This window comes from Beggiatoa leptomitoformis, assembly GCF_001305575.3.
Lineage (GTDB): Bacteria > Pseudomonadota > Gammaproteobacteria > Beggiatoales > Beggiatoaceae > Beggiatoa > Beggiatoa leptomitoformis.
This window is the reverse complement of the sequence record NZ_CP012373.2, coordinates 471,540-492,983: the sequence shown is the minus strand read 5'-3', so window position 1 is coordinate 492,983 and position 21,444 is coordinate 471,540. Positions and strand designations below refer to the sequence as shown.

Annotated in this window: 20 protein-coding genes and 1 pseudogene; 13 read left to right on the top strand and 8 right to left on the bottom strand. The window is 39.3% G+C overall.

Translation table 11 applies throughout. The features are described 5' to 3' along the window. Nucleotides 1-557: 557 nt before the first annotated feature. Nucleotides 558-1,172, top strand: a complete 615-nt coding sequence (locus AL038_RS18220; RefSeq protein ID WP_201800121.1) for a putative pterin-binding protein — start codon at nt 558-560, stop codon at nt 1,170-1,172. Between the two features lie 37 nt (nt 1,173-1,209). Then, complete coding sequence (locus tag AL038_RS02115; protein WP_062148317.1) at nt 1,210-3,138, top strand: EAL domain-containing protein; 1,929 nt, start codon at nt 1,210-1,212, stop codon at nt 3,136-3,138. Between the two features lie 6 nt (nt 3,139-3,144). Here AL038_RS02115 and AL038_RS02110 read toward each other — a convergent pair whose 3' ends face one another. The 4 genes from AL038_RS02110 to AL038_RS02095 form a co-directional block, all read right to left on the bottom strand. Beyond that, nucleotides 3,145-4,050 (bottom strand): WD40 repeat domain-containing protein, encoded by a 906-nt coding sequence (locus tag AL038_RS02110; RefSeq protein ID WP_083991393.1) that lies wholly within the window; start codon nt 4,048-4,050, stop codon nt 3,145-3,147. An 82-nt stretch (nt 4,051-4,132) separates the two neighbouring features. After that, nucleotides 4,133-4,759: a cobalt transporter CbiM gene (gene cbiM, locus AL038_RS02105; protein WP_062148311.1), complete on the bottom strand. Its 627-nt coding sequence runs from the start codon at nt 4,757-4,759 to the stop codon at nt 4,133-4,135. 3 nt (nt 4,760-4,762) lie between these two features. Then, nucleotides 4,763-5,326 carry a hypothetical protein gene (locus AL038_RS02100; protein ID WP_062148308.1) on the bottom strand — a complete coding sequence of 188 codons (564 nt, stop codon included), beginning with the start codon at nt 5,324-5,326 and terminating at the stop codon, nt 4,763-4,765. Further along, complete coding sequence (locus AL038_RS02095) at nt 5,326-6,108, bottom strand: DUF4198 domain-containing protein (RefSeq protein WP_062148305.1); 783 nt, start codon at nt 6,106-6,108, stop codon at nt 5,326-5,328. The genes AL038_RS02100 and AL038_RS02095 overlap by 1 nt, the downstream gene beginning before the upstream one ends. Nucleotides 6,109-6,393: 285 nt before the next feature. Here AL038_RS02095 and AL038_RS02090 point away from each other — a divergent pair. Further along, a protein-coding gene (locus AL038_RS02090; protein WP_101539186.1) for an IS5 family transposase occupies nt 6,394-7,142 on the top strand; the annotation gives its coding sequence in 2 pieces (ribosomal slippage) (nt 6,394-6,808 and nt 6,808-7,142; 750 coding nt in all). 81 nt (nt 7,143-7,223) lie between these two features. Here the strand turns inward: AL038_RS02090 and AL038_RS02085 are convergent. Then, entirely contained in the window at nt 7,224-7,937 is a 714-nt protein-coding gene (locus tag AL038_RS02085) for a hypothetical protein (RefSeq protein ID WP_145917042.1), read from the bottom strand. A 208-nt stretch (nt 7,938-8,145) separates the two neighbouring features. On the opposite strand from AL038_RS02085, the gene AL038_RS02080 reads away from it, so the two are divergent. From AL038_RS02080 to AL038_RS02070, 3 genes are read left to right on the top strand one after another with little or no spacing between them, the layout of a single operon-like run. After that, nucleotides 8,146-8,925 carry an amino acid ABC transporter ATP-binding protein gene (locus AL038_RS02080; RefSeq protein ID WP_474117483.1) on the top strand — a complete coding sequence of 260 codons (780 nt, stop codon included), beginning with the start codon at nt 8,146-8,148 and terminating at the stop codon, nt 8,923-8,925. 26 nt (nt 8,926-8,951) lie between these two features. After that, nucleotides 8,952-9,632, top strand: a complete 681-nt coding sequence (locus tag AL038_RS02075) for a winged helix-turn-helix domain-containing protein (protein ID WP_062155300.1) — start codon at nt 8,952-8,954, stop codon at nt 9,630-9,632. Further along, the gene (locus AL038_RS02070) at nt 9,616-11,040 is read left to right on the top strand and encodes a sensor histidine kinase (RefSeq protein WP_062148299.1); all 1,425 of its coding nucleotides are present in this window, start codon (nt 9,616-9,618) and stop codon (nt 11,038-11,040) included. The genes AL038_RS02075 and AL038_RS02070 overlap by 17 nt, the downstream gene beginning before the upstream one ends. 67 nt (nt 11,041-11,107) lie before the next feature. Here the strand turns inward: AL038_RS02070 and AL038_RS02065 are convergent, their stop codons facing one another. Beyond that, on the bottom strand, nt 11,108-11,464 hold the full coding sequence (locus AL038_RS02065; RefSeq protein ID WP_062148296.1) for a phasin family protein: 357 nt from the start codon (nt 11,462-11,464) through the stop codon (nt 11,108-11,110). Nucleotides 11,465-11,742: 278 nt separating this feature from the next. Beyond that, nucleotides 11,743-12,548: pseudogene (locus AL038_RS02060) on the bottom strand (transposase). Between the two features lie 211 nt (nt 12,549-12,759). On the opposite strand from AL038_RS02060, the gene AL038_RS02055 reads away from it, so the two are divergent. The 6 genes from AL038_RS02055 to cobT all read left to right on the top strand — a co-directional run bounded on the left by AL038_RS02055 (nt 12,760) and on the right by cobT (nt 19,075). Beyond that, nucleotides 12,760-12,954 (top strand): hypothetical protein, encoded by a 195-nt coding sequence (locus AL038_RS02055; RefSeq protein ID WP_062148291.1) that lies wholly within the window; start codon nt 12,760-12,762, stop codon nt 12,952-12,954. A gap of 46 nt (nt 12,955-13,000) precedes the next feature. After that, nucleotides 13,001-15,154 carry a SpoIIE family protein phosphatase gene (locus AL038_RS02050; RefSeq protein WP_062148288.1) on the top strand — a complete coding sequence of 718 codons (2,154 nt, stop codon included), beginning with the start codon at nt 13,001-13,003 and terminating at the stop codon, nt 15,152-15,154. An 89-nt stretch (nt 15,155-15,243) separates the two neighbouring features. Next, nucleotides 15,244-16,512 carry a molybdopterin molybdotransferase MoeA gene (gene moeA, locus AL038_RS02045; protein ID WP_062148286.1) on the top strand — a complete coding sequence of 423 codons (1,269 nt, stop codon included), beginning with the start codon at nt 15,244-15,246 and terminating at the stop codon, nt 16,510-16,512. Nucleotides 16,513-16,789: 277 nt separating this feature from the next. Next, on the top strand, nt 16,790-17,737 hold the full coding sequence (locus tag AL038_RS02040) for a histone deacetylase family protein (RefSeq protein ID WP_062148282.1): 948 nt from the start codon (nt 16,790-16,792) through the stop codon (nt 17,735-17,737). Between the two features lie 119 nt (nt 17,738-17,856). Further along, complete coding sequence (locus AL038_RS02035) at nt 17,857-18,021, top strand: hypothetical protein (protein WP_161575414.1); 165 nt, start codon at nt 17,857-17,859, stop codon at nt 18,019-18,021. Between the two features lie 4 nt (nt 18,022-18,025). After that, the gene (gene cobT / locus AL038_RS02030) at nt 18,026-19,075 is read left to right on the top strand and encodes a nicotinate-nucleotide--dimethylbenzimidazole phosphoribosyltransferase (protein WP_062155298.1); all 1,050 of its coding nucleotides are present in this window, start codon (nt 18,026-18,028) and stop codon (nt 19,073-19,075) included. Here the strand turns inward: cobT and AL038_RS02025 are convergent. Further along, nucleotides 19,072-19,656, bottom strand: a complete 585-nt coding sequence (locus AL038_RS02025; RefSeq protein WP_062148266.1) for a TMEM165/GDT1 family protein — start codon at nt 19,654-19,656, stop codon at nt 19,072-19,074. The two genes, cobT and AL038_RS02025, sit on opposite strands and share 4 nt — an antisense overlap. A 286-nt stretch (nt 19,657-19,942) precedes the next feature. On the opposite strand from AL038_RS02025, the gene AL038_RS02020 reads away from it, so the two are divergent. Continuing rightward, entirely contained in the window at nt 19,943-21,439 is a 1,497-nt protein-coding gene (locus AL038_RS02020; RefSeq protein WP_062148263.1) for a DegQ family serine endoprotease, read from the top strand. The last annotated feature ends 5 nt before the right edge of the window (nt 21,440-21,444 follow it).

The window sequence follows — 21,444 nt, the reverse complement described above, 5'->3', positions numbered from 1 at the left end:
TGCGGAGTACCTTATTTATAAAACGCATATCTTTATGATAAAAATGAAGTTAATAATGTATTTATTAGGTTCGTATTGCTTGTTTGAAGGTTAAATCCTGACTTTTTTGATTAAAAACGGCTTATGTTAAAACGCACAACCAATCTTTGCGTTTATTCTTAATAATCTAATGCAATTTATCAATTAGTTAGATAAGTATTAATCATTCTTTAAAGAAATCTATTGAAAAATGATTCAATATGAATCATTGGGAATATCGACATGCGCGATTGGTTTACCTTTATTATTTAACGAACATTTAAGGATAAAATAAACCACTATAAGGTATCTCGCTGATTGATAAAATGTAAGGACAATTTAGTATGTTAATTGCAAATGACTGATGACATTACCACATTATCAAATAGTTTAATAAACCCCATCAACAGCGTAATGTATCAATAAATAGTATATTTATATCAATATAATATTACGTTTATAATCAATATGTTACAATGTTTAAAGTCAATTTTATAGCAATAAATATCGTTATGTTTATCAGGTAGGGAGTTAGACAGATGCATTTTTTTGGTAAAATTTTTGCTGTACCGCTATTCATAGGCTGTTTTGTGATTTTATCATCCTTCGTTTTTGCAGAAGAAAATCGTCTATCGAGTGCATCCACAGTGGAGTCTGTTTCGGCAACACCCTCTACCGTAGCAAATAATCGTCTAACAATGGCTGACCATTTAGAAAAGCCAACAGGACGGGTTATTTTAACCATTAAAGGTCAAATTAAACTGACAAATAGTGATGACGGGTCGGCGCGTTTTGACCGTGAAATGCTAACGAAATTGCCACAAAAAACAATAAAAACAACCGAACTGTGGTCAGATGGAATGCAAATATTTGAAGGTGTATTGCTGGTTGATTTGTTGAAATACGTAGGCGCAACAGGCGGTTCTATTATTGCTAACGCGCTGGATGGTTACGATACAAATCCTATTTTAATCAGCGATTTAGAAAAATACTCTGTCTTAGTTGCAATTAAAAACAATGGGCAATACATGCGTATCCGCGACAAAGGACCTGTGCGCTTAGTTTATCCTGTAGATGATTTTCCCGAGTTGCAAAAAGACCCTAGTACCCAATATAAACTCATTTGGCATTTGCGGACATTGATTGTACGTTAATTTTTTAAATAGCATTGCCGCAATTAAGGACTAAGGCATGAAACATAAAAAGATTCGCTGGTCACATTTTTCAGTCATGCTGATTTTTGGACTCAGTATTTTTATTGCGAGCATTTATGCGGGATTTAGTTATTTATTAGAAACGAGCAGAGCAACAGCAACTGACCAAGCATACGATTACTTTGCTTTATTACAAGCTAATCAAGAATTTGAACGCTTGCAACATCGTTTAGAAATTGCAAGCGTTGACCCTAGCACCGCAACCGCCGAAGGTGAGGACTTACCCTTATTAGAACAATTAGGCATTGCATGGGTAAAACTTAATCGTTTAATAGAAGGGAAAAATGCAACGCGATTGCGTCAAGATGAGGCCTTATTAGCCTTTAAAGAAAAAGCCGACCGTTTTTTAGAACAATTAGAACTAACCTTAGATAAAGACCTGAATTCCCCACTGTATCAACCGATTCCTGATTATGTTGCATTACAAAAATTAGCCCGACCTTTGGTTGAAGAATTTAAACCATTGGTTGACCAGAAATCGCGTTTATTAAAGTTGCAAGAACAACTTGCTGCGGGACAGGCTTCATTAAAATATTATTTTGGCGGGATTTTACTCAGTGGGATTTTGGTCTTATTGATGTATGGCTATGCCCTAAAACGCACCATATCTATGGCGAAAGAAATGGCTTATCAAGCCAGCCATGATTTACTCACCCGATTATTCAACCGTTCAGAAATAGAACAACGTGTTGAAGAATTATTAACTGCCGCCCGCTTAAATGACGAACACCATTCCTTATGTTACATGGACTTAGATAATTTTAAGATTATCAATGATACTTGTGGACATGAAGCAGGCGACGAATTACTCAAACAATTAAGCCCTGTTTTGCAATCTAATATTCGCCCACAAGATATGTTAGCCCGTTTAGGCGGGGATGAATTTGCAGTTATTTTATATGATTGTGAAATGCCTATTGCCGAACAAATTGCTGAACGGTTACGTGAAACCGTACAAGATTTTAAATTTAGCTGGGCAGGACAAACTTTTGATGTCACTATCAGTATTGGTGCTGTTTCTATTAATAAAAATAGTGATATTACTTCTGCAATCCTGAGTGATGCAGATGCTGCCTGCTTTTTAGCAAAAGAACGTGGACGCAATCGGATTTATTTAGGACAAAGCCATACATTAGAAAGCCATAAAACGCAGATGGCGTGGGTTTCTCGAATTTCACAAGCCTTTAAGGAAAATCGTTTCCGCTTGTATCATCAACCCATTGTGCCTATTCAAGCCAATCACGTTGAAAAAACACATTATGAAGTTTTAGTCAGAATGTTGGACGAAGAGGGCAAAATTATTCCACCGGGTATTTTTCTGCCTGCCGCTGAACGTTACAACCAGATGGTTAGGCTAGACCGCTGGATTATTAGAACTTTATTTGAACATTTGACCAGCCATCCTGAAGAATTAGATGCCTTAGAAATTTGTTCGGTTAATTTATCGGGTTTATCCATTGGCGATAGGAATTTTACAGGCTTTATTGTTGAACAATTTGAAAGTTTTGGAATGCCTACACACAAAGTCTGTTTTGAAATTACAGAAACGGCAGCGATTACCAATATTAAAGAAGCCTCAAAATTTATTCGTTATTTCAAGGAAATGGGTTGTCGTTTTTCATTAGACGATTTCGGCAGTGGCATGTCCTCTTTTGCCTATTTGAAAGGAATGCCTGTTGATTACTTAAAAATTGATGGGGGATTTGTGAAAGATATGATTAGCGATCACATTGACCGTGCTATGGTTGATTCAATCCATCGTGTTGGACATGTTTTAGGCTTAAAAACGATTGCGGAATATGTGGAGAACGACCAAATTTTGGCATTGTTGCGTGATATAGGCGTAGATTATGCGCAAGGTTACGGGATAGGCAAACCGCAACCCTTAACGCATCGTAATACCTGAAAATAATTAATTTACCAACTCTAAAAAATAGAGTAATCCATTGTTATCACCCAAGACAATCCGTTTTCCGTCAGGGGTGATTGCACAACAGTTTAATTTTTCTTCCATCACCAAATTGCCTAGCAGTTCGCCTTGTCGCCAGTCCCACACTTTTAACGAATTATCCCACGCAAGCGAGATAAGCACAGACCCTTCAGGACTCAACGTAATTGCGTCGATATAATTTTCATGCGCAGCAATACTGTTAATTTCTTTACCCGTATTAAGTTCCCAAACTTTAATCGTATTGTCCCAACTGGCTGAAATAACATGTTGTCCGTCGGTCGTTATGGTTACTGCAATCACCCAATAGTGATGTCCTGTCAATGTCAAAATTTCTGTACCACTGGCAATATCCCAAATTTTGAGCGAATTATCACGGGCAGCAGAAATAACCTTAGAGCCATCAGGTGTTACCGCGACTGCCATAACCCATGCCTCATGCCCAATTAGACGATGCACAGGTTCTAAACGGGCTAAATCCCAGATTACAATTACATTATCACGCCCACCCGACACTAGATAAGAGCCATCGGGTGTAATGGCGATAGTATGAATACGGTCTGTATGTTCGCGTAATATATGGCTTTCTATGCCTAAGCCTAAATCCCAAATTCGTATGGTTTTATCTTCTGAGGCTGAAATAGCTTTTGAACCATCAGGCGTAACAATGACATCTGTGACACGTTTACTATGTCCAAATAAAGTTAAAATGTCTAAACCGCTCTCAATTTCCCAAATTTTTAATGTTCGATCATTTGATGCAGAAATAACATATTTGCCACTGGGGGTAACTGTGACGCGATTAATGGCTTCAGCATGTTCGCCCTGTGCAGGACGCAGTGCAAGAAAGGAGGGTGTTGTTCTCATCATGAATATTTTTTATTGGGCTAATCCTTATCCTTGTTATAAGATTGGAAAGCGAAAATAAAAGGTTTTTTTAGGCTTATTGTTGTTAGGCGGCTTCTGTTAAATAACGTGACATGTCCAATAAGTCAGGCTGAACACGGTATAAAAACACCATGACAACCCCTGTAATAACGCCTTCGACTAGCATTACGGGAATGTGTGACACCATAACCCAAATAATTAATAAATTAAAGGCTTGTGTATCGCTTAAATATAAAGCACTTGCCATAATTAACACACCTAATGCGACTGCAAACACGGCCGCCGCACTGCCTCGCCACAAGACACTTTTAGCACTAGCCTGTTGTAGTTGTTGCCCAAACAGGTAGTAACAGACAACCGCAGGCACACTCATAATTAGCGTATTAATTCCTAATGTTGTTAATCCCCCAAAACCAAAAAAAATTGTTTGTAGTAATAAAGCGACGAAAATTGCGGGAAATGCCGCCCAACCTAATAATAAACCACATAAACCTAACATTACTAAGTGTACGCTGGTTACACCAACAGGAATATGAATCAAACTGGCGATAAAAAAAACGGCTGATAAAACCGCCGCTAAGGGAATACGTGCCTGTTCTAAGTGACGTAGCCCTATCGCAATCCCCCCCATTGCTAATAAGCTACTTCCGACTAACACGGGTAATGATAAAACCCCTTCCGCAATGTGCATTTCTCACTCCTTTTTCACACGCCGACCTTGTAAAAAAAACCATAATCCCGCAATACCAACGATATAACCAATACCACCCAATATGTCGTGCAAGCGCACTTTTTCTTCATATTTTTCTAATTGTTCACGCAAGGGACGAACTTGTTGATAAACAGCTTGTTCTACCAATAGTTGAATGGGTTGTTCAACTAAATTCGTTTTAACATTTTGTTTAGTTGCCTTATTTTCAGTAGTAATGCTCACATCATCCGCTTGAATGGCATAACTGGCTTGATGCCCATCACCTGTGTTAATACTGAGTTGTACAGCTTGTTTTTGCGTTAATACATAGCTGAATCGTCCCTGTGTGTCAGTCAGGCTTTCACCCAAGACGACCCCTGAATTATCTTTAACGATGACAGGCATATTTTGTACAGCCGCCCCGCCTGAAAAATAGGCATAACCATTAATTGTTGAACCTTCTACTGTCGCAAAGAGCTTTACTTTATGCGCATACGCGACATTGCTTATTGTCCAACAAATAATAATTAGACTTAAGTAGTAACCTGTTTTTATGGTGATTTTCACTATTGCATGTCCACAGTATGCACCCATATTAACCCGCCCAATTCAACGGCTACAGGCTTACCATCAGGATTTAGCATGGTTGTATCACCTTCAACCAAAGCGGCAAACGCCCACCAGCCTGCTTTAGGCATAGCATAACTAAACTCACCTTGTGCATTTGTCTTAAGTACTTGTGTAACAAAGGGGTCAGCGGGAATAACAACGGTATTATGTTCATTCCAATATTCCACTTCTATTTTTGCATACGGCACGGCTTGCCCGTTCTTTTTCACAATTCCGCGAAAAATATTGCCTGTCCACAATCCATAAGGACGGACAAGCGGTTCAATTTCTATAGGAAACCCAACTAATTTATCCCAACCCGTTTCTGCACCGAAAGCAGATACAACAACCTTTGTGTAATGCACAATAAATTTATTTTCTGCCGCTTCCCAATAAGGTGCAGGTTCTACATAAAAAATATGGTCGGCAGGGCGTGTGAGTAAATACTTGGCAGAATAGGTATTTTTATCTTGTTGTTTAACCAGCGTTAAGGTTGGTAATAAATTTATTTTCTCGTCTTGAACAAGCACGCCAAATTGCTTGGGTTCACCCATATTCATCACAGGGCTTTGTTCCATTGGATGGGTAAATACTAGCGTTAAAATAATATTTTTCTCATCTTCTGCATTAACAATATCTTGTGAAGGCAGTAAGGTTTGAAAATGCGCATGTGCCATTAGCGGAAAAAAACTGACTAACCCACTTAGTAATAAGCCAATAAAGAGAGATAACCGTTGCATAAAAATTTCCCATCGTGATTTATTGCGTATTAAAAATATTAAATTCGTAATACTGACTAATCATAATCGGAAAATAACAAGATATCAATTTCAACATACGCTTAAATGTGTACGATAAACTACCGTGCTGAAAGGGAAATCGCCACTAAAAAATATCTGAATTGGGATTACCCGCGTTTAAAAATATTAATTTTTTTATAATTTTGCAAATGCTAGAGCGTGTCATCAAATAGTAAAAAGTGTTATATTATAAATATATACCCAGATATCGCCAAGGATAAAACAATGAGTCGTCGCTATGCCTTAACCGATGAACAATGGTCAAAACTAGAACCGCTACTCCCTGGACGTAAAGGACATGTCGGGATGACGGCTAAAGATAACCGCTTGTTTATTGATGCTGTTCTATTCCGTTATCGCAGTGGCATTCCTTGGCGCGACCTCCCCGAACGCTTTGGTGATTTCCGTGTCGTCCATACCCGCTTCAGTCGTTGGTCTAAAAAAGGTGTCTGGGAACGTGTTTTCAAGATACTAAGTGCCGATGCCGATAATGAATATGCCATGATAGACAGCACAATAGTTAGAGCGCATCAACATAGTAGTGGTGGTGGTGCAGATGAAGCCATTGGACGTAGCGCAGGGGGTTTAAGTACCAAGATTAACTCCGTTGTTGACGCACTGGGCAATCCGACCCTTTTTTTTTGACTGCGGGACAGGCAAGCGACCTTGAAGGGGCTGATGCTCTTATTCCTCAGATAAAGGCAAACGCTTTATTGGCTGATAAGGCTTATGATGCTGATGAACGGGTTAGAGATGTTTTAAAACAGAAAAGCATAGAACCTGTGATTCCGTTCAGGAAAAATCGTTTAAATCCACCTGATTATGATAAAGCTCTTTATAAGGCACGTTATTTAATCGAGCATTTCTTCGGTAAATTAAAGCAATACCGCGCCATAGCTACACGATATGATAAACGCGCTAGGAATTTCTTAAGTGGGGTTTATTTGGCTTCTACCTTGATTCTTTTGGCTTGAACCTTTAACCCTTCTTATTTGATGACAGGCTCTAGTAATTTACAGATAATTCAGTGGATTTTGATTCAAATATTTTTAACTTTACGGACAACAGTTTATATTTCCCTTAAAAGCACGTAATTCCGTTTGCGGGGTAAAAAGGGTTGTAGTGGGTAATACTTGTACTGCGGCCATGCGTCGGCGTGGGTGCATTTCATTCATGCTTGTTCCTGTAAATCCAATAATAACCAACTCGCCCCCGCGCTCGGCAATAATCATTGTGTGATGTGGGTCTGATTCCCCTGATTTAAACGCAAATACCCAATCACCTACAGCTAGTTGGCGTGGATTGCGAATCGGACGGGTATAAACGGTTCGATAAATACTTTTTGAGGAAATACTTCCCTCACCAATAAATGTATCTGTTTGATTAGGTTCTAAGGGTCTGCTTAACATCCGTAAATAGCTAGGAATAACCGCACAAATTAAATTAATAGGCGCGCGCCCAAAACGACGTTGAGCTTGTTGATAGGTTGCTTGGAAATATAAATTTCTATGGTCAAACACTATCCATGAATCATGTTCAGCCCCAATATCCCGAGGTTCAATATAGCCATAACCCAGCGGTAAACGGTCGTATTCACCAATGTTTAAATGATTAATAAAATCCCGTAACGCATTGTTAAAATTCTGTTGCGTAGCAGTCAGTTTCTGCCCATTAGCAATGTTTGACACAACAACAGGTGTTGATGTTTCTGTACAAGCGGATAACAACACGCCTAATATAAATACTGAGTAATATAAGATATTCATCATTATCTCGTTTTTAACTAAGGTAGTCCCCACGATGAACATAGAAATATGTTCAATAACTTATGCTTGTCTTGATTTATCAGAATTAGGCTCAATTCCTATCTTAATCTGTTAACCCCTATTCAATCAGGGCTGAAAATAGTATCCGCGTGAATAAATTCGCACAATTACAAGCTATTAATATAACCTGTTAATTTACAAGGTATTGACTATGAATTCTACCCCTGCAACAGAATCCACTCTCGTTTCTTCCATTACAGATAATGTAATGGTTGCTATGCACCATGTCCATAAATGGTATGGGGATTTTCATGTATTAAAAGATATTAATTTGACTGTCAGGCAGGGAGAACGCATTGTTATTTGCGGTCCTTCGGGTTGTGGCAAGTCGACAACTATTCGTTGTTTAAATCGCTTAGAAAAACATCAGGAAGGACAGATTTTTGTTGGCAATATTGAATTAACCGATGATCTGAAACATATTGAACAAACGCGTAAAGAAATTGGTATGGTTTTTCAACAATTTAATTTATTTCCGCATTTGTCTGTTTTAGAAAATTGTTGTCTTGCACCTATGTGGGTATTAAAAAAACCGCGCAAAGTTGCAGAAGAAATTGCCATGCGTTTTTTAGAACGGGTAAGAATTACAGACCAAGCCCTAAAATATCCGGGCCAATTGTCTGGCGGACAACAACAACGGGTTGCGATTGCACGTAGCTTATGTATGAACCCTAAAATTATGTTGTTTGATGAGCCTACATCAGCCTTAGACCCTGAAATGATTAAGGAAGTATTAGACGTAATGATTGAACTGGCACAAGATGGCATGACCATGATTTGTGTAACGCATGAAATGGGATTTGCAAAAACCGTTGCCAATCGCGTCATATTTATGGATGCGGGAGAAATTATTGAAGAAAATGAACCTAATGCTTTTTTCAATAATCCACAGTCTGAACGCTCTAAACTGTTCTTAAGTCAAATTTTATAACCTATCACGCCGTGTTTAAAAATATCATGCGAATTTTAGTCATAGAAGACGATAAAGAAGTTGCTGCCTACCTCATCAAAGGCCTAAAAGAAAGTGCTTATACGGTTGACCACGCAGAAACAGGAAAAGACGGTTTATTTTTTGCGGCGAGCGAAACATACGATGCGATGATTATCGACCGCATGTTACCTATGGTAGATGGACTAACCATTATTCAAACCTTACGCGCCGCCAATAACCAAACACCAACCCTCATATTAAGTGCCTTAGCGGATGTGGATGACCGAGTGAAAGGATTAAAAGCAGGTGGCGATGACTATTTAACCAAACCATTTGCGTTCAGTGAACTACTTGCCCGTTTAGAAGCCCTACTTCGACGGGTAGTACACAACACGACAGAAACGACACTAATCGTTGGCGATTTAAGCATAGACTTACTCACCCGCACCGCAAAACGTGCCGAACAAGAAATCAGTCTGCAACCGCGTGAATTTAGACTATTAGAATATCTCATGCGCCATGCAGGACAAGTTATTACCCGCACTATGTTACTAGAAAACGTTTGGGATTATCACTTTGACCCTCAAACCAATGTGATTGATGTCCATATCAGCCGCTTACGCCAAAAAATTGACAAAGATTTTACTAAACCCTTATTACATACCATTCGCGGTGCAGGTTACATGATACGTGAAACAACTGATTAAACTTTTAAACACCTCAACATTCCGTGTAACATTGATTTACATGGGATTATTTGGCATGTCTGCCCTATTACTGATGGGGTTTATTTACTGGGCAACCGTGAGTTATATTGCTACACAAACGGATGAAACCATTGAAGCAGATGTCATCGGCTTAAACGACCAATACCGTCGTAGCGGTTTAGTCGGTTTAGTCACACTTTTACAAGACCGAATTATACGTAATCCCAATATGTCCTCTATTTATGCAGTTATTCGCAAAGACGGCTCGGTCATTGTTGGGAATTTAAATCGAGTTCCCCCTATCCCACCCGACGTTAACGAATGGATTACATTTGAATTTTCACAATGGTGGAATGGCAAACCAGAGATTTACAAAGCCCGCGCCCGCTTCTTTTTCATCGGTGATAACTACCATCTTCTCATTGGGCGAGACATCCGTGCGTTAGAATTTACCCAACACCTAATCACCAATGCCCTGCTGTGGGGACTGGCCATTACATTAGCACTCGCATTATTTGGCGGATTAATGATGAGTTGGAGCAGTGTTCGCCGTTTAGAATCCATCAACAACAGCATCCGTCGCATCATGCACGGCGACTTATCCCAACGCATTCCCAATCGAGGAACACAAGATGATTTTGACCAATTAGCAGAAAACCTAAATGCAATGCTTGCCCAACTGGAAAAACTCATGAATGGCATACGTCAAGTAACCGATAATGTTGCACACGACCTACGCACACCATTAACCAGATTACGCAACCGTTTAGAAGAATTACGAGAAACCGCATTAAACGACAACCAAGACCAATTAGTAGAAAAAAATATTGCCGAAGCAGATAAATTACTACACACTTTTAATGCACTACTTCGTATTGGACGCTTAGAATCGGGCTGTCACCGCTCAGAACTCATCATGATAGATTTAAGCCAACTATTACTAGATGCTATAGAGTTTTATGAAGTGCTAGCCACAGAAAAACAACAAACCTTAACCACACACGTTGCCCCCGCCCTAATGATTGAAGGCGACCGTGACTTACTCTTTCAAGCCATTGTTAATCTATTAGACAACGCAATTAAATACACACCAGAAAATGGATATATTGATATTGCACTGCAACAAACAGATGACAATCTACTTTTTAGCGTTACAGACACAGGGCAAGGGATACCTGACGGATATAAAGAAAAAGTCCTAGAACGCTTTTTCCGTATGGAAAATAGTCGTAGCACGGCGGGCAATGGCTTAGGATTGAGTTTAGTCGCTGCAGTTGTTAGTTATCATCAAGCCCAGATGGTACTGGAAGATAACACCCCTACAGGATTGCGCGTGGTATTAACGCTACCGCAAAAAAAACGCGACGGCAGACCGTCGCGCCACCCTAACGTCCTTGTTACGGTGTAAAAAGGTTTTACATTGAGGAGAGGTAAAGCGATAACGCCCTTAAGGCGTTATTTACAACAAATACAACTTAAGCAGCTTTCGCTAAAGGATTGAAAGCGGAAACACTCTTGATACTGCCTTCAACTAAAGAAGCAATTTGTGATTTGCTATCTACTAAAATTTCAACGGTAACACGAGCGTTGTTTAACACTTTCTTGTTCAATTCTTGGGTGGCTTCAGCTTGAATGGCAAACACATCTTGCACACGCTTGACTTCGCCTAATGCTTGAATTTGCTTAACGCTGTTATCAGCATAAATGCTCATGACATCCATTTGTTGACGTAATAAAGCGGTCACTAAATTGGTGTTGATGTCAGCTAATTTTTGCACGATGGCGACATTGGATTTGTTCAGGTCAACCCATTTTTTCATTTGTTCTTTCATGATGCACTCCATTAAGGATTCAGGGGGAATTAACGGTTAGAGTTAAAAAACTTTTATATTCGAGATGTATAAGAAGGTTCGTTATGTCCTTTACTTATCCTACCCCGCTTGAGACATATAGTAGCTAATTTTATTGTGCATTGCAACAAAAATGTTGCGACGCACAAAAATATTTTTGACCTAACAAAAACCTCCCCTAAAAAACTTTACTATTCAGTATGGTACGTACAATATCGCATCAAGCAATCGTATCCGTAACCTGAGTTCGGGATAAGCGATTAGAGCAAAGGAGTCAAATCCTTTCTGGCAATATTCAAAGAAGGCAGTTTATCCTGATAAGAATAAGCGACCAAACTTGCGACAACGTTAATCATATAATGGGTTAATGAACGATGCCGCGAGTGTTCCAAGTCAAAAATATTTTTCAACTGGTCATTAATCGTTTCGATGACACAACGCTTACGTAACAAAAGCTTATCGAAAGCGGCGAGTACTCGGGGTTTCATGTTTTTCTTCAAGGTAGTCATCAATTCTACGTCATCTAAAACCAATAGCTCAGCTAGCTTTTTAGAGAGATAGCCACGGTCTCCAAAGACTTTACCGATAAAGTCTTTCAGCATACTCGGAACAGGTTTTCTATCATCGACTAAGAGATGGAGTTTGAAGCCATAAAACCATCCTGTTGAAGATTTGCCTCTTTGTGCCTCATCCTTGAAGGTTTGGTAGCGTGGAATCCGTAGGTTATCGCAAACTCGTAAAGATGTTGAATCAATAAAGGCAATCCCCTTCCCTGTGGCACAACGGCTTTTCATGAAGAAAGTCAGAGGAATCAAGATGTCAGGTAACAGCTCAATGAAACGATTGCAGGAGACAAGGACAGATGTTGATGACGGGTATAAAACCATTTGAAGGTTCTGTAACCTGAGGAGTGGTATAAAACGATAAGGGTGATGATTTCAGAAGGGCTTAAACTTCGAGTTCTGCGTCTTGTTTTGCAGCCATCGTTGAGTTGAGTTTTTTCCCATTCAGGAATAAATGCGTTGCAGAAATCATCCACTTCACAAAACAATCGTGTTAAATTCATGGTAGGCAAGCTCGTTGAGAAATATGGAGTGTAGAGATTTTATATTTTCTCAGATTCTATCGGGCTTGCCTTCCTTATTCCGAACTCAGGTTAATTTACCTTCAGTAATTACGTTGCATCAACTGCTTAACATGCCATTATCTCGCGTGCTACCCTACGTCTAAAATACCCTGTCATTATATGCAAAAAATAACTTTAAAGAAGAAAAATTATGTTATATCTCAGTGAGATTTTGCTTAAACATCAGGCATTGGATAATTTTGATGCATTGATTGATGTTGTAAAAATGGAAATGCAACAGACAAATGAACGTTTTTTCCGTTTTGATGTAAAACCCCCTTTCTCTGATACACCCAATAACTGGGAAACTCACCTAGAAAATATCTTTTATTTAAAACAAGTTTAACCTGTAACAACTTACTCTTAACTATAAAACTTATAAGGGGTTTCATGTGTTATTCTTAAAAAAGATTATTTCACAGCATTCTTTAAGCCATCGCACGATGTTAAGCATGGCAGGACGTATTGCGTTAGTTGTTATTGGTGTAACCTTATTAAGTTATTGGCATTTTATTTCTAGTTTAGAAACGCAGACATTGGCACAATTAGAAAAATATGTTGCAGAACGTGGACAACGAGAAAGTAGTATTTTTCAATTAGCTGAGGATAATCATAAAACACTCAAACAAGCGTTATTACAACAATTAGCTGATTTTGGAGAAACTGACCCTAAAGCTGAATTTGACGCATTATTTGAACAATGGACAGATGGAACAACCCGTAATCGCCTACAAGGACAACCGATTGAGCATTTTGATAAAGACCGTTATCCATCAACATTTATCGGAAAACAGGTGGTGATTGATGCAGATATTCGTCGTCGTGTTCTCGCATTTTATATTTTAACGAAACAATATGGACGAGCATGGTTAAACCGTTTTGTCGATACATACATCATGGCACCTGAAAATATAGAGGTTATTTATTGGGCGGATGTCGCATGGGGTTTGGATACTACGGCAGATATTGATATTCCTAAAGAAGAGTTTTTCTATATTTCTGATAAAGAACATAACCCTGAGCGTAAACCTGTATGGACAGGTGTTTTTGAAGACCCCGTACCAAAATTATGGATGGTATCGTTAGAAACGCCTGTAGATGATGAACAAGGGCGACATATTGCAACATTAGGACATGATATTATTTTAAATGAGTTATTGGATAGAATTGTCAATAATCATTTGCAAGGGACGCAAAACATATTGTTTCGGGAAGATGGGCGATTAATCGCACATCCTGAATTTACTGAGGCTATTAAAGCAAAAGGCGGTATATTTGATATTCAGATGGATGGAAATGCACATTTACAGCGGATTTTTAAGTTAGCTAAAAATCGTAATGTAGATACGTTAATTATAAACAATCCTGATGATAATGAATATTTGGCAGTGACACAATTAGCCTCAACTGATTGGTATTTCGTTATTATTTACCCGAAAGAATTATTGGCAAATTTAGCTTTTCATACAGTTACAATTATTTTTTTATTAGGACTTTTATCTTTATTGATTGAAGTTTTAATTTTATTTTATATTTTACGTTTAAATATCGCTAAACCATTGCAAACATTTGTAACTGCCACAGAAAAAATTGCAGATGGTCATTTTAGTGCTGTACGTGAGTTGGATACACGACGTTCAGATGAGTTAGGAACTTTAGCAAAGGCATTGAATATAATGTCTTATAAATTAGAAGATAATTTTAATATTATGGAAAAAACAGTGCAGGAGCGCACGCAAGCATTGGCAACAGCAAATAATGCAATTCTTCAGCTAAATAAGCAGTTAGAAAAAGAAAATTTACGGATGGGAGCAGAACTGGCCGTTACCCGTAAATTACAACAGATGGTACTACCCAGAGAAAAGGAATTAAAAAATATTAAGGGTTTAGAAATATCGGGTTATATGGAGCCTGCCTCTGAAGTTGGCGGGGATTATTATGATGTTTTACAACAAAATGGACGGGTTAAAATCAGTATTGGGGATGTGACAGGGCATGGTTTAGAAAGCGGGGTATTAATGTTAATGGTACAAACGGCAGTGCGTACCTTGTTAATGAGTGATGTGACTGACCCGCATATTTTTCTGAATACTTTAAATAGAATAATATATAGTAATATCAAGCGAATGTGTTCTGATAAAAATTTGACTTTATCGCTCATTGACTATGAAGATGGTGTAATGAAGTTGAGTGGGCAGCATGAGGAGGTATTGGTGGTGCGTAAAAATACAGATGTAGAGCGCATCGATACGATTAACTTAGGTTTTATGCTGGGCTTAGAGCCTGATATTAGTGCGTTTGTCGAACAGCGTGAGGTTGATATTCAATTGGGTGATGGTATTGTCCTTTATACGGATGGTATTACAGAAGCCTTTAATGCAAAAAGAGAAGCTTACGGATTAGAACGTTTGTGTCGCATTATTAGTCAATCGTGGTCGTTATCCACAACAGAAATTCGTGATCAGGTAATTAATGATGTTAAAAAACATATTGGTACAACACATATATCAGATGACATAACTTTATTAGTTATTAAAAAAATCTAAATATATAGCAGGTTAGAATAAATATCTTTATAAGTAGTATTATAGATATATTTGTAAGAAAATATTATTAATAATAAAGGTATTACACTATGAGTATGGAAAAATTTGTCCCCACGCCCAACTGTACCGACATATTTGAACCTGATTCGCTGAGTATTGAGCAAGCCTTAGCACAAATTCAAATGCAACTCATGCCTGTTAAAGAGACTGAAAAAGTCGCATTACGGACAGGATTAGGACGTATCCTCGCAGAAACCATTATTTCACCCGTCAATATTCCCGCTTACACCAATTCAGCCATGGATGGTTATGCTCTTCATCATGCAGATTTACCCGCAACAGGTACGCAAACCCTGCAAGTAATAGGTACTGCGATGGCAGGACAGCCTTTTATACACAAAGTAGAACAAGGTCAATGTGTGCGTATTATGACAGGGGCAATTTTACCGACGGGAACGGATACGGTATTGATGCAAGAGCATGTGCAACGTGAAGGCGAATTTATTCAGTTTTTTGCAGGCGAACAGGCAGGACAAAATATTCGGCATGTTGGAGAAGATATTCGTTGTGGCGAACCCGTATTAGTGGAAGGTAAACGCTTGTTACCACCCGAACTTGGGTTGTTGGCTTCTTTAGGCATTGCTGAAATTACCGTAAAACGCCGATTACGGGTTGCTTTTTTCTCCACAGGGGATGAGTTGCGCTCAATTGGTGAGACATTAGAAATAGGACAGATTTATGACAGCAATCGTTACACCCTTTATGGCATGTTGCAGCGTTTAGAGCTTGATGTACTAGATATGGGTGTTGTAAAAGATGATAAGCAAGCACTAACCCATGCTTTTACCACTGCCGCCGCAATGGCTGATGTTGTGATTACTTCTGGTGGTGTGTCTGTTGGCGAGGCTGATTTTACAAAAGAAGTGTTATCCGATTTGGGGGCGATTAACTTTTGGAAAATTGCGATGAAGCCCGGTCGTCCGTTTGCTTTTGGACGGCTACAACAAGCGGCATTTTTCGGCTTACCCGGTAATCCTGTTGCGGTAATGGTCACGTTTTACCAACTTGTGCAACCCGCTCTCCACTACATGATGAGTGGACTCACCACATCTTATGTGAGTTTACAAGCTAAATGTTCAGTAGCGTATAAGAAAAAACCGGGACGGGCAGAATTTCCACGCGGACTATTAGCCAAAGATGCGACAGGTGAATGGACAGTTAGTGTGGCAGGACAACAAGGCTCTGGCATTTTAAGTTCAATGAGTATTGGTAATTGCTTTATTTTATTATCAATTGAGCAAGGCAATATCGATATTGGTGAGTGGGTAACTGTGCAACCTTTTCAAGGGATGCTATAACGCCCTATCATTTGGCTTTTTAGCAAATGATGCACCAGTTACAAATTCTTTCTCTATTAGTTTGACATAAAACGAGCAGGCATTTCATCCAGAAAGGTATAAAATAGGACGATTCTTAATGATTTTGCCTTTGTGAATGATTAAGAATAGTTATGCAATACTACCCGCATTACAAACAAGAACACACTGATAATACTAAAAAGTTCTTAACAATGATTGCGCATAAGCGCGTTTAGCAAAAACGAGTATGTACTAAATCAGGAGGAGTCAGACCCCTATGACAATCGCTTATATTTATCATCCCGATTGCTTATTGCATGACATGGGGGAGGGACACCCGGAATGTCCAGCCAGAATTGAAGCTATTGAAGACCAATTAAAAGCCTCTCATCTTTTCGATTTTCTTCGTCATTATGAAGCACCACTTGCTACAGTTGCACAATTAGCCCGTGTTCATGATAAAAACTATATTTCGCGCGTCTTATCCTATTCAAAATTAGAAGCCTATGTGGATGCAGAAGCCCCTCATGCGTATCTTGACCCTGATACGCTGATAACCCCAAAAACACCACAAGCAGCCTTACGTTCATCAGGTGCAGCCATTATGGCGACAGATTTAGTGATGACAGGTAAAACTAAAGCTGCATTTTGTTGTGTGCGTCCACCGGGACATCATGCGCTGCGTGGTGAATCGATGGGTTTTTGCTTTTTTGACAACGTTGCGGTAGGGGCTGCACACGCAATTGCAGAATATGGATTGCAACGAGTGGCTATTGTGGATTTTGATGTGCATCATGGCAATGGAACAGAGGATATTGTTAAAGATAATCCAAATATTTTATTTTGCTCAACTTTTCAACATCCCTTTTATCCATACTGTGGCACAGAAGAAACGGCATCCAATATCATCAATGCACCATTAGCCGCAGGCAGTGATGGCGAAAAATTTCGTGCAGCCGTCTCTGAGCATTGGTTACCCGCGCTACACAAGTTTATGCCACAAATGATTTTTATTTCGGCTGGGTTTGACGCGCACTATGATGATGATATGTCGAGCTTACGCCTAGTAGAACGGGATTATGCGTGGGTTACGCAAGAGTTATTGCACATTGCGGACAAATACGGTGAAGGTCGTGTCGTTTCAACGCTAGAAGGTGGTTATGAATTACATTCGCTAGGAAGAAGCGTAACCGCCCATTTACGGGTTTTAATGCGGATGAATTAAACGTTATTTAATCTACTAAGTTACTTAAATAAAAATTGCAAAACGATGCTATTTTTGCTTTTTTAGGTAACACACAAGATTTTCTGCAAAAATGTAAAGTATCTGAATTACGACTCACAATGTTTTCAGAAACATTTGCAACGGTGTTGAATGCGTTAGGTGCTTATTTTTGCACCATAACGCATTTTAATTTTAAAGGCTTGCATCAACACAACGCAGACACGCCACCGCTATCAATTTCGCAAGAAGTTTACCAAATAAGAACCCTCATAAATGACCAATAGTAACATGGCTACATTTCCTCGCTTTATTATTCCACCGATTAATCAAAGTAATACTGACACACTACGCCATAAAATTGATGAAAAAACTAAGCCACGTGGTGCATTAGGACAATTAGAAACCCTTGCGTTACAAATAGGCTGTATTCAGAACAGCTTAACGCCGCAATTACATCAACCAACCTTAATTGTTTTTGCAGGCGACCACGGCATTAGCGCGGAAAATGTCAGCCCCTATCCACAATCAGTCACCTATCAAATGGTTCTAAATTTTTTGGCAGGGGGCGCGGCAATCAATGTGTTTGCAAAACAACATCAACTTGATTTACAGATAGTGGATGCGGGCGTTAATTACACATTTAACACGCCTTCTAAACTCATCAACGCAAAAATAGCCTATGGGACAAAAAACTTTTTATATGAACCTGCTATGACGTTTCAACAGTGTCACCTAGCCATCGAACAAGGTGCAACAATAGTACGCCAACAACATATCCAAAGATGCAATATGATAGGTTTTGGCGAAATGGGCATTGCAAATACGGCAAGTGCATCCGTATTAATGCACTTACTCACCAATATCCCTTTAATTGATTGTGTTGGTCGTGGGACAGGCTTAAATGATGCGGGCTTAGCGCGTAAATACAACGTACTGCAAAAAGCCATTGCAACACAACAAATGGTCAGCAATAACCCGTTGCAGATATTGGCAACCTTCGGTGGTTTTGAAATAGCAATGCTAGTTGGCGCGTATTGTCAGGCGGCAGCCTGTGGCATGGTTATTTTAGTGGATGGCTTTATTGCAACAGTCGCGTTATTGGTCGCCATTAAACAATACCCATTTTTGCTAAACTACTGCATTTTTAGCCATTGTTCCCACGAAAAAGGGCATCGTTTGCTACTAGAATATTTACATGTTGACCCATTATTACAGCTAAATATGCGACTAGGCGAAGGCTCAGGCGCGGCCATCGCCTATCCATTATTACAATCTGCGGTATTATTTTTAAATGAAATGGCTTCTTTTACAGAAGCAAAGGTTAGTAACCTTATTTAAGTAAAGGCTTGTACAAGCGCGAAAACAGCGACAATAAGAAAAAATACACCACTGACACGATGTAATAACACCAAAGGAATGCGTTGCAACAAGGTTTGTCCCGCCCAAACGCCCAATGCAGAAGTTAAAAACAAGGCAATGGTTGCACCAACCCATACAGCAACAGGCGTTGCTGTTGTACTAATACCTGTAACAGCTAACTGAGTTTTATCACCTAATTCCGCAACAAAAATCAATAAAAACGAGGTAATAAATACATTATGTTGCCCTTTTTCCCCTAAAGTTTCATCCTCTTCAGCCTCTTCTTTGGTCAGTAACGACTTAACCCCAAAAAAAGTAAATAAAACGGCAACAACCAATGCAACGACTTGTTCAGGCAACCATTGGGTAACAACTGCTCCAAAAAGAACCGCCAATAAATTTAATACCATAAATGCGGTGGTTGCCCCAAACAAAACAGGTAAAGGCTTATGTTTTGCCGCTAATAACATACACATAATTTGTGTTTTATCGCCAATTTCTGCCAGACCAACGATTAATAAAGTCGCGCCCGCCATAGACAGCCAATTTAAAATATCCATTTGTAGCAAAGTATCCAAAAAATTAAACAGAAAGGGGAGACATTTTAACGGATGACACCTGAAGTACAAATAAAAAGATATGAATTAAATCCTCTAATCCCCTTTTCCAAAATGGGGATTTTTCTCATCTTGACCACTTTATTATTATTGGTTTGCTTTCTAGTGGATTAATAAACCTTAATTTCTTCGCAATCCTTTCGTAAGGTACACATTCATAGAATGATAGATGTCAAAAATGCTTATTTTAAGCGTTATACCGATTTTTTATCCTAAATGAGAGGAAAGTATGCGTTACTCATCCTTACGCCGCAATACACTGGCATTATTTATCGTTGCCGCATTAGGCAGTACCGTTCCTTATGCGACGACGACATTGGCGGATACACAGAATTTAAGTAATTTGCAAACCATGCCCGCAAGTTTTGCGGATTTAGTAGAAAAAGTGCAACCTGCCGTTGTCAGCATTGCGGTTGAAAGCAAACTGGCTACCTCACGGTTTAGTACAGAAATACCTGAGTTTCCTAAAGGTTCACCCTTTGAAGAGTTTTTTCGGCGGTTTCAAGAAGAACAATCAACAAATCCACAAGGACGCTCTCCAGAGAAAACCGTCACGGGATTAGGGTCTGGATTTGTTATCGCACCCGATGGGAAAGTTGTGACGAACTATCATGTGATTAAAGATGCGGACGGAATCACCGTTACTTTACATGATGAAAGTAAATACACAGCAACCGTTATCGGTTTTGATGAAAAAACTGACCTTGCTTTATTGCAGATAGATGCAAAGAAAACATTACCTTATGTGAGTTTTGGCGATTCGAATAAAACCCGTGTCGGTGATTGGGTGATTGCGGTCGGAAATCCTTTCGGATTAGGCGATACATTTACCGCAGGTATTTTGTCTGCCCGTGGGCGTGATATTAATTCAGGTCCTTATGACGACTTTTTGCAATTTGATGCTCCTATTAACCGTGGCAATTCAGGCGGCCCTTTATTTAATAATCAGGGTGATGTGGTTGGTATTAATACCGCTATTTATTCCCCAACGGGGGGCAGTGTCGGAATAGGTTTTGCCATTCCTGCGAATACGGCGAGTACCATTATTCAACAGTTACGCGAAACAGGCAGTGTCAGCCGTGGCTGGCTTGGGGTACAAATCCAACCACTAACGGATGAAATTGCTGAAAGTTTAGGTTTAAGTGATACAAAAGGCGCGTTAGTAGCCGATTTATTACCTGAAAGTCCCGCACGCAAAGCAGGTGTACAAGTTGGTGATGTTGTTACCGCTGTTGATGATAAAATTATCAATCAATTTAAAGAACTACCCCGTTTTATTGCCAGTGGTAAAGCAGGTGAAGTTGTAAAGCTCACCATTTGGCGCGGGAATAAATCGCAAACTGTTGCGGTGACATTAAGTAATATGCCAACAGATACCCAAGTAGCGGGTAATGCGTTTAAATTAGATAAATCTGGAACAGTCACGCATAATGAGTTAGGCTTAAAACTGACCAGTTTGACAGAAAAAATGCGTAAACAACATGAAGTTGCAGAAACTACGCAGGGAGTTTTAATTGTTGATGTTGCGAATAACAGTCCTGCCGCTGATGTGGGTTTACAGGCGGGTGATGTCATTGTAATGGTAGGACAAATGAAAGTTTCCGCTCCTGCGGAAGTTATTGAAAGAATTGGTGAAGCCATACAAGCCAAACGTCAATCGTTGCTGTTATTGATTGACCGACAAGGTGACCAACGCTTTATTACGGTAAAGTTGCAACAAACTTGATATTT